Source organism: Paenibacillus sp. ACRRX, from assembly GCF_022346885.1.
Classification (GTDB): Bacteria; Bacillota; Bacilli; order Paenibacillales; family Paenibacillaceae; genus Paenibacillus_B.
Window position 1 is genome coordinate 408,210 of the sequence record NZ_JAKRNK010000002.1, and the last position, 12,791, is coordinate 421,000.

Below are 12,791 nucleotides of genomic sequence, written 5' to 3' on the forward strand. Positions count from 1 at the left end.
ATGAATAATGTTGGGGATGAGACTATGGCAAGTTCCAATGGAACAGTACACGAACAGTTGCAGCAAAATATTTCACAATTGCAATCGATCTTTACGCTGGCTCCAGACCTTGTCATACGGAGCATGGATACCGAGCAAGGTGCGTCTGCAGTTGTTGCCTACTTTGAAGGACTTGTAGACATGAATTCCATTAATAACGATGTGCTTCGTCCCTTTTTCCAAAGCATTCAAAATCAGGAAGGTGTTGTTCCTGTTACTGTTGGCAACATCAAGAACACAACGATGTGGAGTGAAATAGAACACGGTTTATTAATCGGTAAATCTGTCGTTTTTATGGAAGGACAAGCAGAAGCTTATCTGTTAGACACGAGTGGATGGCCACAGCGCGCCATTGAAGATCCACAGATAGAAGCTTCGATTAAAGGTGCTCATCAAGGGTTCGTGGAGACAGCGCAGCTGAACATTGCGCTTATTCGCAGATACATTCCTAATCGTGAATTAAAGATAACGCAGTTGATGGTTGGCGAGCGCGGCAAAACAAGCATCTCCATTATGTATCTCAATGATGTCGCCAATCCCGAGATACTTGAAGAGCTTGTTGAACGTATTGGCAAAGTTAAAGTTGATGCCATTATTAATACGGGAGAATTATCAGAATTTGTGGAGGATCGCTCGCTCTCCCCTTTTCCACAGCTCTTAATGACTGAGCGTCCAGACTCTGCCGCATCCCACATCTTGCAGGGGCGATATGTGATTGTCGTCGACCGTTCACCAAGTGTCTTAATCGCTCCTGTCACTTTTGTGTCGTTCTTTCAAAGTGTAGATGATTACAGTATGAGATGGTCGATTGCGACCTTTATTCGTTTACTACGCATTTTTGCGTTTATGATCGCCTTGTTTTTACCTTCTATTTATATCTCATTTTTAACCTATAATTTCGAAGTCATCCCGATCCAACTCGTACTATCGATCGCCGAGTCCAGAGAAAAAGTTCCCTTTCATCCGTTCCTAGAGGCCGTGATGATGGAAATAACACTGGAGATGATGCGCGAAGCTGGCATTCGTCTACCTGCACCTATTGGGCAAACCGTCGGCTTGGTAGGGGGCATAATAATTGGACAGACCGCAGTACAGGCAGGAATTGTAAGTAACATTATGGTTATCGTAGTATCCGTTACGGCCATTGCCTCGTTTATCATCCCGAACTATGATATGGGCGCGGCCATTCGTTTCCTCCGATTTCCGATGATGCTGCTTGCGTTTATGTTTGGCATAGTAGGCCTAGTCTCCGGAGCCATGATGCTTGTTTCACACCTAACAGCCCTGACCTCGTTAGGAGCTCCTTATGGCAGCCCGTTGTCACCCTTAAAATTTTCAGATTGGAAGGATGCATTTGTTCGATTACCACTTTGGAAAATGAGTTCCCGCCCCACCAGTTCCATGCCAAAGCAAAGTAAGCGGCAGGGAAACAACAAACCAGATGGTGATGCAACATGAAAAGAAAACCCGTCATTACATTCCTGCAATTCTCGCTCCTGATCCACAGCATGCAAGTTGGCACGGGAATATTGTCACTCCCACGGCAGCTGGCTGAAGTTGCGGGAACAGACGGCTGGATCTCCATCATACTGGCCTGGATGATGAATGTAGGGTTTGGCATCGTTATGGTTTTGGTTATGCGACAATATCCGAATGATACACTGCCCGACTTGTGTATGCGCCTGTTTGGCAAAGTAATTGGGCGAGTATTTATTCTGCTGCTGGTCATTCATTTTGTGTTTTTCAGTTGGAGCGTGCTGGTGAACACCATGTTGTTTATTCAAGCCTGGTTCCTGCCTTCAATGTCCATGACGATGATTATGGCTTTGTTTGTTGTTCCTGCTTATATGATGGCACGCCATCATATTTTAGCAGTAGCCAGATACTGCGAATTTGTTTTTTTTCTCTCGTTATGGATGGGCTTAGTATTTATCATTCCTTTGCGCGAGGGTCAGTTGATACACATGCTTCCTCTCATTAAGGAGGGGTGGCAGCCTATCCTTAATGCTGTAAACACGACAACCTTTTCATTTATTGGATTTGAGATTATCTTTCTGACCTATCCATTTCTGAAGCGGAAAGAGTTGGCCATACGTGGTGTTTTGCTAGGAAATACCTTTACGCTGCTGCTTTATGTATTCAGTACGATTGGTTGTTTTGTGTATTTCAGTCCTGATGAGATTACACAATACAACCAGCCATTCTTATCGCTGCTTAAAGTGGTGGAATTCCGCTTTCTAGAGCGGTTCGACATTATCTTTTTAGCGATGTATTTATTTGTCGTCTCAACAGCATGGGTACCTTATATTTATTCCGCCGCGTATTGCAGTTCTCGCCTGCTCGGTACATCCAATCATTCCATGCATGTGCTTGTGTTTTGTCTAGCTTCGCTTGTGCTTGTTACCATTACACAGCCGTCATGGAATCAATCTGAACTATGGAAGACATGGGCTGGCTATTCAGGGCTGATTGTCGCTTATGTACTCCCGGTGCTGCTGCTGCTGTATATCAAGTTGATACAGCTAGTTCCGAAGAAAGAGGTCCATACATGATAAATCGCTGGCTGTTACTCCTTGTGTGCCTCTTAACCATGTCGACAATTTCAGGCTGCTTTGATCAGCACAGTATCGAGAATCTTACAATTACGATGGTAGTAGGTGTGGACGTCAACGAAGATGGACAGCTCATTATTTCACAATCAAGTCCCGTATTCAGTTCAGAGTCTAAAGAAAACGAAGAAGACTATGAAGTGGTTGCCAACTCCTTGCGCAGCGCGCGGGATCGTTTCGATACACTTGCACTAGGTCTCACTTCGTCAAATAAGGCGCAGGTCGTGCTAATTGGGAGGAATCTAACCAAGGTAAAGGGCTGGCAAAGCTTGATTGACGTCTTCTTTCGGGACTCTCGAAACACTGTAAGTTCACGTATGGTCTACGTCGATGGGCCTGTAAGTGACATCATTAACTTCAAACCAAAAGACAAGCCACGACTGCCTTTTCATCTGTCTAAGCTCATAGACACAGCCCTGAAGCGCAATGATACGACCAGAACTACGATCCAGGACTTTCATCGTCAGATCCACGAGAAAGGAATTACCCCAAGCCTTACTGCTCTGCGGAAAGAAAAAGATATTGTATTACTGGGGACGGCCTTGCTAGATCGGCAAGCTGCATTTCAAATGAACATTACACCTGGCGAGACAAGACTGCTCTATATTTTAGAGAATAAGACACGAGGAGAGTTTCCCTATACACTGATTATGCCTATGAACGAGCCTGTAGGGCTTATTAATCAGAACATCCTTAGTTTTAATATCCAAAATATTAACACAAAGGTAAAAGCGTCGTACAGCGAAGGCAGGTTTAAATTTAATGTACGTGTAAATGGTCAAATCTACCTAACTGAAAAGTTGTTCACAAAAGGGATCCGTAACAGTTTTCATGAGATGGAACATAAGATTAGCGCGCTGATGAAGCGAGATTTTATAAAGTTAGTCACGAAGTTGCAACGAGCCACCATCGACCCTGCTGGCTTTGGTATGTACGCAAGAGCTTATGCTTATCCAGAATGGAAAAAAGTGCAGGAGAATTGGAGCGAAGCGTTTAAGGAGGCTGAGGTTAACGTTGACGTTAACTTCAAATTAATGGGTGTCGGTGCAGTAGATTAGTGATTCACAGTTGCACACACGCAAGAAAAGCAGACGATTAGGTCTGCTTTTCTTGCGTTTGGGAGGACGTAAATATTCAAGCTTAATACCTCTCACCCTAATTGTATTCTTGTGGCTAAATATAGACAAAACAGAGCATATATGCCCATATCAGCACATAAAATGGGTAAGCTGACTCTAAGCCTATCGTGAGAGGAGCAATTCGAATGTCTCTTGCCGCTGCCTATCAACTGCCACCTCAACAGATGATTGATATGATTCATAACGGACTACCTGCTGCCAAGCAGCCGCACCGCATCCTAATTGTAGGAGCTGGCATGTCAGGACTAGTCGCTGCATCGCTTCTGCGATCAGCTGGACATGAAGTTGAGATTATCGAAGCGAACAGCCGAGCTGGCGGCCGTGTGTTCACGATCCGCACCCCGTTTAGCAATGGTTTATTTTATAATGCAGGAGCCTACCGGATTCCAGATGTCCATTATTTAACGATGGCATATGTAAAAAAGTATAATTTGCCTCTCGACAAACTACGACAATCAGATCCATTGGATCTATTATATGTAAACGGTCAAAAAATACGCCGGATTGAGTATGAGCGCAATCCCGCTTTGCTTCGATACCAAGTAGCTCCCCACGAAGAAGGACTAACTGCATCCACTTTATATCAGCTCGCGCTTCAGCCAGTTGTAGATTACTTTCATCAAGATCCCACGCAGCATTGGCCGCATATCGTAAGCAGCTACGATTCATTGTCCTTGGATAACTACTTGAGGCAGTGCCCGTCTGCCTTCGGTGTCCCCCTGTCTGCTGGCGCCATAGAAATGATTAACGTCTTGCTTGATAACGAAGGAATGAAAGAGTATTCCTTGCTCGAATTTCTTATGTCCGCACTAACCTACAATCAGCCGGGAGTCACATTTTACGAGCTGGTAGGCGGAATGGACCTGCTTCCTGATGCATTTCTCCCCCAGTTGTCAGATTTGATCCACTATAATAACAAGGTAACCAAAGTGATACAGCATGCTGACCAGGTAACCCTATCAGCCAGACAAACACGTACAAATCAAGTGTCCACCTTTTCAGCAGATTATTGCATCATCACCCTGCCCTTTTCCGTTCTTCGACAAGTGGAACTCCTGCCTTTTACGAGCTTCTCGCTTCCTAAGCGTCAAGCCATTCGTGAACTGAGATATATGTCAGGTACCAAGGTAGCGATTGAATTTAAGCATCGCTTTTGGATAGAGCAAGATCTGAATGATCGTCTCACTGTCTCGGATCTACCGCTGCGAATGACGTATTACCCCGATCATGTGCCCGTCTCCGCAGGCCCTGGTATTATATTAGCTAGCTATACATTAGGCAATGATACGACAAGTTGGGACGGTTTAAACAATGAGGAGCGAGTCCGTTCTGCTCTGCAGCATCTCGCCGTGCTGCACGGTGAACAAGTCTACACACATTTCGTTAAAGGAACCTCATTTAGTTGGAACCATAACCCCTATTCATGCGGGGCTTTTTCATACTTAATTCCCAACCAGGCAAGAGAACTGTATCCACATCTATGCACACAAGAGGGCAAAGTATTCTTTGCTGGTGAGCATACGACGTTTACCCATGGATGGGTGCAGGGAGCCATTGAATCAGGAATACGGGCTGCTTATGAAGTGAATCTCAAGTAACGGATCAAATAAATAAAAACGGTCGCGGGCTTGTCGCACGCAGCCGTTTTGCTGTGTAATCGTTTAGAATTCGGATTTAGGTTTGCGCGGCTTAGGCTTTACTTTATTCTGAACCTTAGCTAGATGCTTAATACTGCGAATCATAGGTCCTTTACATAGCGGACATACTTGGTCTGCAACTGCAAATTCTTCTCTGACCCATGCTTTACAATCTGCATTTCTGCACTTCAAAATCTTGGTAGGCATTAATTGCGGTTTTTCTTCTTCCATAGTTGTCACTTTATTACATCCCTTTCTCTCTGCTAGTAACACAAGACTGAGTAGAAAATATATCACTGATACCGTATTCAAGTCAAAAAAAATCCTGATAACACAAAACGACTGCTTCTCTAATGGGAAGCAGTCGTGCCAAATGATATTTCAAAGCCTATTTCGTTATCCAGTTCGTTACTTTTCTTCTCTCGTTCGAATACGGCAGCAAAAGGATTAAATTAAACTTCTTTTAATACACGAACACCCTTAACTACATTCCATACAAAATAATAAATGCCAACTACAAAGGAAACGATATATGTTAAGGATATTCCAATCCCAAGAGATGTCACATTCTGGATGCCAAATCCAACGCCTGCAGAGACAATTAATCCTGTGACCAGTAACGCATAGGGTACAAAATGCGTCCACAGAGCTTTTTTGGCATGTGCTTTGACTTCATCTTCAGCTACAAGCCACACGATAATGGGCAGCAGAAACGGTGCAAAAAAAATACTGAAGTAGCATAAAGAAGATAGAACATTATTGGTTTTCATATTCAATCACCTCGTGGTTTATTGTTTATCTCTTGTTGATAGTCCCATTATCCCACGAGTCATCTTCATGTCCTATTTAATTCCCTTTCAGTTAACTGGCATTTTTGTAAGGAAGCTATCGTTCACTTCATTTGTTACAGGATAATTGCTCATCATGTCTTGCATCCACATATTTTTGAATCAGACCTTCCATTACGATCAGCAATGTTTTTACCTTGTAACGTCATCCGCGCTGCGTTTTCCTGACAGGATCCTGCTGTGTTAAAAGTTAAAATTTTGCTGTAAAAAAACTCAAATATCTGTTTAGTTCATATAAATTCTCATATGCGAACTAATTATTTTAATCTTTTTTTGAATGCGCTAACAAGCACAGCACGTCTCGTTTTCCCCCTATTATTACGACCTTATGGCCCTCAAAAAATGAAAGTTTTACATATTGACACGTTGACATTCCCCCTTCACTGCCCTATTATTCATACTAATCCTATCAGATTTAATATTTAACAACTGGTTAAAAAGATCAGCGTTAACACTTTTCCATAGCTATTTATCCTACTATACATAGTGTATTACTTAATTTAAATAGACAGGAGAAGAAGATGTTATGTATGTTGTAAAACGGCTGTTTACGATGCTAGTGACTTTATGGGTTATCGTCACCTTAACCTTTCTCATTATGCATCTAATACCTGGGGATCCATTTGCTACTGATTCCAAGGCCATTCCTGAAGCCGTACTGGAAAATATGCGGGCCAGGTACAACCTGGACAAGCCCTTGTCCACGCAATATGTATTGTATTTAAAAAATTTGCTGACTTTTGATCTAGGCCCTTCCATCCAGTCGAAGACCACGGATGTGAACACACTTATTGCCAGAGGGTTTGTCCCCTCTGCCTTATTGGGAATTCAGTCTATGCTGTTGGCGCTTTTTGCAGGCATTATGCTGGGCACGATAGCCGCGCTGCACCATAATCGCCCCTTGGACTTTATATCCATGTTTATTGCGATGTTAGGGATTTCTATCCCAAGCTTTATTTTGGCGCCCTTGCTTATTAAGTATATGGCTGTGCAGTGGGGATTGCTTCCCGTCGCGGCGTGGGGCACATGGAAGCATACGCTGCTGCCAACATTCGCATTGGCCGTCACACCTATTGCGATCATTGCGAGATTCGTGAGGACAAGTATGCTCGAAGTCCTTCATCAGGAATACATTCATACGGCAGAAGCCAAGGGATTGCCGACATGGAAAATCGTACTCAAGCACGGCTTAAGGAATTCATTGATCCCGGTGCTGTCCTTTATCGGACCATTATTTGCCTCTGTTGTCACAGGTACTTTTGTCGTAGAAAAGATATTCGCCATACCTGGAATTGGAAAGTATTTTGTGGACAGTATTTTTAATCGAGATTACCCCGTCATTATGGGAACGACAATATTTTATAGTATTGTCCTCGTTGTAACCTTGTTCTTGATAGATCTGTCATACCGCTTTATCGATCCAAGAATCAAATTGTCCAGCAAAGGAGCTTAGCATGAACGTTACTTCAACCAAGTTGGATCAGCCTTTGGATCATTTGTTCCATCCTGTAGACCGTAGTACATTAGCTGATCAGACATTAGCCTATACAAGTGTACCGATGTGGAAAGACAAAATAAGAAAGCTTGTACGAAACAAACTAGCAGTCATTGGGCTAGCCCTGCTGCTGTTGATTATGCTGCTTGCAGCAATAGGCCCTTCATTGCTGCCCCACTCGCCAAGTGCGCAGTCCTTGACACAAACGAATCTGCCGCCATCCGCGGAGCACTGGTTCGGTACAGATGATCTCGGTCGCGATGTATGGGCACGAACGTGGGCAGGAGCACGAATTTCTCTCCTGATTGGATTTGCGGCAGCTGCCATAGACTTGGTCATCGGCATTATAGTCGGAGGAGTTTCCGGCTACATGGCTGGCAGAAGCCGTTTGGGGGATCGGATCGATAGCATATTGATGCGGATTGTGGAAATTTTGTATAGCATTCCGTACCTGTTGGTGATTATCTTGCTTTTGGTTGTCATGAAGCCAGGTATATTGACAATGATCGTAGCGCTATCCATTACAGGTTGGGTAGGCATGGCCCGGGTCGTGCGCGGGCAAATGCTGCTGCTGAAGCAGCAGGAGTACGTGCTGGCCGCTTCAAAGCTGGGGACATCACATGCCAAAATTATTTTTAAGCACCTGCTGCCAAATGCAGCAGGCATCATTATCGTCAATTTGACATTTACAATTCCGGCAGCCATATTTTCCGAGTCGTTCCTGAGCTTTCTCGGCTTGGGTGTGCAAGCCCCTATTGCCAGTTGGGGCACTATGGCCAATGACTCACTTGGTGTCATTTTAAGCGGACAATGGTGGCGACTGTTTTTCCCGGGATTTATGATATCCCTTACGATGTTTGCGTTTAATGCATTCGGTGACGGGCTGCAGGACGTTCTGGATCCCCGCTCACATCACTAAAGGAGGTGCTCACATGAAGCATTTGCTCGAGGTTCATCATCTGAATGTCGTGTTCCGCTCCCGTGAGAAGGAACTTCAAGCCGTGCGTGACGTGTCCTTTCATATTAACGAACGAGAGACGTTAGCCATTGTAGGCGAAAGCGGAAGCGGCAAAAGCGTAACAGCTCGCGCCATCATGGGGATGCTCCCCTCTCCATATGGACTGATTAAAGATGGGGAGATTCAATTTAAGGAACGGAATATTACACGCCTCTCCAAAAAGGAAATGCAAAAAATTAGAGGCTCTGAGATCGGTATGGTCTTCCAAGATCCGATGTCGTCCCTGAACCCGACCATGAAAGTCGGCGAACAAATCAGTGAGGGTTTACGCCAACATCAAAAATTAACAAGATCCGCTGCTCGTAACAAAACAATCGAATTACTGAAGCTTGTAGGCATTCCCGATGCCAATAATCGTTATCAGCAGTACCCGCACGAATTCAGTGGCGGCATGCGGCAGCGTGTTTCCATTGCAATCGCACTTGCCTGCAGCCCAAAACTGCTCATTGCGGATGAACCAACGACGGCTCTTGATGTGACGATCCAAGCACAAATATTGGATATGCTGACTGCTCTGCAAGAACAAATGGGGAGCTCTATTTTGCTCATCACCCATGACTTGGGCGTGGTAGCAGAAGTGGCCCATCGGGTTGCCGTCATGTATGCCGGAATCATTGTGGAGACAGGTACGGTAGCGGACATATTTGATCGCCCTAAACATCCTTATACATGGGGATTGTTGCAATCCACTCCAAAGCTGGATGCAGATGATCAGGAGCGCCTTATTCCCATTGAAGGGACGCCGCCTTCCCTGCACGCATCAATTGATGGATGCCCTTTCGCCGAGCGATGTCCTTACGCCATGGATGTCTGTGTCCATCATTTACCTGCATCCATATCATTTACAGAGCAACATAGCGCGCGCTGCTGGCTGAACGATCCTCGATCTCCTGCCCTGCACACGCCCGCCGCATCTAGGAGGGATAACTATGCCGAAGCCTATTCTTGAGGTTCATGAGCTGCGCAAACATTTTAGTACCGCAGCGGATCAGGTCGTCAAGTCAGTTGACGGCATAAGCTTAACGATTCAACCGGGTGAAACGTTGGGGCTTGTAGGGGAAAGCGGAAGTGGCAAGTCAACCCTTGGCAAAACAGTCGTCGGACTGCTTGAGGCGACTTCTGGAAAGGTGGTGTTTCATGGACAAGACATTGCAGCTGCCCGAGGCAGTCAGAAACGAGAACTGAATCGCAACATGCAGATGATCTTTCAAGACCCGCACGCTTCCCTTAATCCAAGATTTCGAATTGGAGATATTATCGCTGAGGGTATTGATGCCCATCGCTTAGCGCGAGGGCAAGCAAGAAGAGATCGTGTGGCCGAGCTGTTAGAGCGAGTTGGTCTGCACCCGGATCACGCTGCACGATATCCATATGAATTCAGCGGTGGGCAAAGACAACGGATCGGCATTGCACGAGCGTTAGCGGTAAAACCGCAATTCATCGTTGCAGATGAACCGATCTCGGCACTCGATGTATCCATTCAAGCTCAAATTGTTAATCTGCTCAAAGACTTGCAGAAAGAAGAAGGACTCAGCTACCTGTTTATCGCACACGATCTCGCCATGGTCAAGCATATAAGTGATCGCATTGGGGTGATGTATCTAGGCAAGATGATGGAGCTTGCAGACCGCAATTCTCTATTTGCGGAACCACTACATCCCTATACAAAGGCATTGTTGTCCGCAATACCAGCTTCTAATCCATCAGCCAGACGACTGCGAGAACGCATAGTTTTACACGGGGACCCGCCAAGTCCGCTCTCACCGCCAGCTGGATGTCCCTTTCATGCTAGATGCCCGGCTGCAACTGAAATATGTGTAAGTCACATGCCAGAAAGCAAAGAAGTACGTCCTAATCATTGGGTTGCATGTCACCTGTTTTAACTTTCTCGATGTAAAACCTGTTATGAAGCTCAACATTTAATCTTATGTAATGGAGGAACAATCATGAAAAAATGGAACATCATGTTGGCAATTTTAATTCTCACTGCGGCGGCGCTTACTGGCTGCTCCGGCAGCGATAACAGCGGCGCGAAAGCAACTGAGGCTTCTAAGGACACTGCCGCAGCTGGTGTGCCGCAAGTACTAACTGCGAATCTATCAGGAGGCGAGCCTTATACATTAGATCCTGCCTTTGCATCTGATACGACTTCTTATTTTATTATCGACAATCTGTACGAAGGCCTGTACACCTATGATAAGTCCGGCAAAATTGTGGAGGGTGCTGCTAGTAAAGTAGACATATCCTCTGATGCCAAAATCTATACGTTTACCATTCGTGACGGTGCTAAATGGTCCAATGGCGACCCTGTAACTGCACACGATTTCGAATATTCATGGAAACGTATTTTAAATCCGAAAACAGCAGCCTACGATCCGTCTTCCTTGTATTACATCAAGGGAGCAGAAGAATATAACAAGGGAAAAGGCAGTGTTGAAAATGTCGGGGTCACGGCCAAAGATGACCGCACGCTTCTTGTTGAGCTTAAGGCTCCGCTCGGTATTTTCCCAACGATTGCAGTAGGCCATGCTTATCTTCCAGTCCGCTCGACAGTTGTAGACAAAAATGACAAATGGGCAGCGGAATCCAATACGATCGTTGGCAACGGACCTTACAGCACACAAGAATGGAAACATAATGAGCAAATTACACTCACTAAAAATGCGCAATATTGGAATAAGGATGCGATCTCTATGGAGACGATCCATTTCAAGATGGTACAAGATGCAACAACCTACTATCAAATGTACAAAACGGGAGATCTGGATCTGATTCTGGCACTTCCACTTGATACAATCGATCAGGAGAAAGACAACAAAGAATACTTGTCCCATCCTTCGTTCAGCGTGTATACATACTCGTTTAATGTGAAGGAAAAGCCATTTACTAATCGTAAAATTAGACAAGCCTTCTCATATGCAATCAACCGCGAAATACTCACAAAGAACGTGACAAAAGGCGGAGAAAAAGCGGCCTTCGGTTATGTTCCTTATGGTGTTTCCAATCCATCAGGCAAAGATTATCGTGACGAGGCACCTGAAAAATACTATGAGTTCAACGCAGAGAAAGCAAAGCAGTTGCTTGCAGAAGGATTAAAAGAAGAAGGCTTGACGCAGCTGCCTACTGTGACGTTTAAATACAACACAGCTGACAATCATAAAAAAATTGCCGAAGCACTGCAAGCGATGCTATTGGAAAATCTAGGAGTTGAAGTAAAGCTCGAAAATCAGGAATGGAAAACGTACATCGATACATTTAAACAAAAGAACTTCCAAATTGCCCGCATGGGATGGGAAGGCAACTATTTAGACCCGCTCGGTGTTCTTGGTCATTATACGTCCAGCAACTCCAATAACTTTACGAATTGGAGCAACAAAACTTATGATGAGTTGATTGAAAAGTCAACGTATGAATTAGATGCGAACAAACGCGTGGCACTGACCCAGCAAGCCGAGAAAGTACTTATGGAAGACTTGCCGATTATCCCTATTCTATTCTCGGCGGATACCGCACTTGTTAGTCCGAAAGTAACCGGCATCATTTTTGATGCTCGCTCCAATCCGGATCTGCGCTTTGCAACACGAGTTGAGAATTAAGCATGCGTAAGCATTATATACTTGCCTTTAGCCTGGCCACTGTCATGCTCTGCGGCGGATATATTCCGATCGTGTCCGGCTACAGGAACGTAGATTTAACAATCATCAATTCATTATTCCTGTACGGCCTATCCGCGTGTATAATTGGGGCCGTTATGTACGTGATCCGAACTGGATTTCTCACGCCAGTGTATCGAGGCTTTGCGACGATCAGTTCGGCTTTTCTACCAAAGTCTAGGGCATTGCAAGAGGAAGAGAAGCATTCTTCCCACACTGCTCCGTTCGCGTGGAAGAACGCTGCTGTTCAAAAGCTGAGTGCCTATTTTCTCGGCGGAGGTATAGGGATATTGACTGTCTCTGTGAGCATGCAATTATATTATTTCTAAACATTTAAATCAGGCTATCCTGCA

The 12,791-nt window shown here is 44.9% G+C and carries 12 protein-coding genes; 10 read left to right on the top strand and 2 right to left on the bottom strand.

The window, feature by feature from the left end; all coding sequences use genetic code 11:
• Positions 1-24: 24 nt before the first annotated feature.
• The 4 genes from MH117_RS07270 (at position 25) to MH117_RS07285 (ending at position 5,385) form a co-directional block, all read left to right on the top strand.
• On the top strand, positions 25-1,497 hold the full coding sequence (locus MH117_RS07270; protein ID WP_239328016.1) for a spore germination protein: 1,473 nt from the start codon (positions 25-27) through the stop codon (positions 1,495-1,497).
• The gene (locus MH117_RS07275; protein ID WP_239328017.1) at positions 1,494-2,591 is read left to right on the top strand and encodes a GerAB/ArcD/ProY family transporter; all 1,098 of its coding nucleotides are present in this window, start codon (positions 1,494-1,496) and stop codon (positions 2,589-2,591) included. Before MH117_RS07270 ends, MH117_RS07275 begins: the two co-directional genes overlap by 4 nt.
• Positions 2,588-3,706: a Ger(x)C family spore germination protein gene (locus tag MH117_RS07280; RefSeq protein ID WP_275444558.1), complete on the top strand. Its 1,119-nt coding sequence runs from the start codon at positions 2,588-2,590 to the stop codon at positions 3,704-3,706. Before MH117_RS07275 ends, MH117_RS07280 begins: the two co-directional genes overlap by 4 nt.
• A gap of 206 nt (positions 3,707-3,912) precedes the next feature.
• Complete coding sequence (locus MH117_RS07285) at positions 3,913-5,385, top strand: flavin monoamine oxidase family protein (RefSeq protein ID WP_239328019.1); 1,473 nt, start codon at positions 3,913-3,915, stop codon at positions 5,383-5,385.
• A 63-nt stretch (positions 5,386-5,448) separates the two neighbouring features.
• On the opposite strand, the gene MH117_RS07290 is transcribed toward MH117_RS07285, so the two are convergent.
• On the bottom strand, positions 5,449-5,655 hold the full coding sequence (locus MH117_RS07290; protein ID WP_028545394.1) for a cold-inducible protein YdjO-related protein: 207 nt from the start codon (positions 5,653-5,655) through the stop codon (positions 5,449-5,451).
• A 221-nt stretch (positions 5,656-5,876) separates the two neighbouring features.
• Entirely contained in the window at positions 5,877-6,194 is a 318-nt protein-coding gene (locus tag MH117_RS07295; RefSeq protein ID WP_239328020.1) for a magnetosome magnetite crystal formation protein family, read from the bottom strand.
• 604 nt (positions 6,195-6,798) lie between these two features.
• Here MH117_RS07295 and MH117_RS07300 point away from each other — a divergent pair.
• From MH117_RS07300 to MH117_RS07325, 6 genes are all read left to right on the top strand, one after another.
• Positions 6,799-7,725, top strand: coding sequence for an ABC transporter permease (locus MH117_RS07300; RefSeq protein ID WP_239328021.1), 927 nt, complete (start codon positions 6,799-6,801; stop codon positions 7,723-7,725).
• A 1-nt stretch (position 7,726) separates the two neighbouring features.
• Positions 7,727-8,686: an ABC transporter permease gene (locus tag MH117_RS07305; protein WP_239328022.1), complete on the top strand. Its 960-nt coding sequence runs from the start codon at positions 7,727-7,729 to the stop codon at positions 8,684-8,686.
• 13 nt (positions 8,687-8,699) lie between these two features.
• Positions 8,700-9,734 (top strand): ABC transporter ATP-binding protein, encoded by a 1,035-nt coding sequence (locus tag MH117_RS07310; RefSeq protein WP_239328023.1) that lies wholly within the window; start codon positions 8,700-8,702, stop codon positions 9,732-9,734.
• The gene (locus MH117_RS07315; RefSeq protein ID WP_239328024.1) at positions 9,715-10,668 is read left to right on the top strand and encodes an ABC transporter ATP-binding protein; all 954 of its coding nucleotides are present in this window, start codon (positions 9,715-9,717) and stop codon (positions 10,666-10,668) included. The genes MH117_RS07310 and MH117_RS07315 overlap by 20 nt, the downstream gene beginning before the upstream one ends.
• 63 nt (positions 10,669-10,731) lie before the next feature.
• On the top strand, positions 10,732-12,381 hold the full coding sequence (locus tag MH117_RS07320) for a peptide ABC transporter substrate-binding protein (RefSeq protein ID WP_239328025.1): 1,650 nt from the start codon (positions 10,732-10,734) through the stop codon (positions 12,379-12,381).
• 2 nt (positions 12,382-12,383) lie between these two features.
• Positions 12,384-12,767, top strand: coding sequence for a DUF3899 domain-containing protein (locus tag MH117_RS07325; protein ID WP_239328026.1), 384 nt, complete (start codon positions 12,384-12,386; stop codon positions 12,765-12,767).
• Positions 12,768-12,791: the final 24 nt, after the last annotated feature.

Coding starts and splice junctions, on each gene's coding strand:
- MH117_RS07270 (WP_239328016.1), top strand. CDS start 25: ATGGCAAGTTCCAATGGAACAGTACACGAACAGTTGCAGCAAAATATT.
- MH117_RS07275 (WP_239328017.1), top strand. CDS start 1,494: ATGAAAAGAAAACCCGTCATTACATTCCTGCAATTCTCGCTCCTGATC.
- MH117_RS07280 (WP_275444558.1), top strand. CDS start 2,588: ATGATAAATCGCTGGCTGTTACTCCTTGTGTGCCTCTTAACCATGTCG.
- MH117_RS07285 (WP_239328019.1), top strand. CDS start 3,913: ATGTCTCTTGCCGCTGCCTATCAACTGCCACCTCAACAGATGATTGAT.
- MH117_RS07290 (WP_028545394.1), bottom strand. CDS start 5,655: ATGGAAGAAGAAAAACCGCAATTAATGCCTACCAAGATTTTGAAGTGC.
- MH117_RS07295 (WP_239328020.1), bottom strand. CDS start 6,194: ATGAAAACCAATAATGTTCTATCTTCTTTATGCTACTTCAGTATTTTT.
- MH117_RS07300 (WP_239328021.1), top strand. CDS start 6,799: ATGTATGTTGTAAAACGGCTGTTTACGATGCTAGTGACTTTATGGGTT.
- MH117_RS07305 (WP_239328022.1), top strand. CDS start 7,727: ATGAACGTTACTTCAACCAAGTTGGATCAGCCTTTGGATCATTTGTTC.
- MH117_RS07310 (WP_239328023.1), top strand. CDS start 8,700: ATGAAGCATTTGCTCGAGGTTCATCATCTGAATGTCGTGTTCCGCTCC.
- MH117_RS07315 (WP_239328024.1), top strand. CDS start 9,715: ATGCCGAAGCCTATTCTTGAGGTTCATGAGCTGCGCAAACATTTTAGT.
- MH117_RS07320 (WP_239328025.1), top strand. CDS start 10,732: ATGAAAAAATGGAACATCATGTTGGCAATTTTAATTCTCACTGCGGCG.
- MH117_RS07325 (WP_239328026.1), top strand. CDS start 12,384: ATGCGTAAGCATTATATACTTGCCTTTAGCCTGGCCACTGTCATGCTC.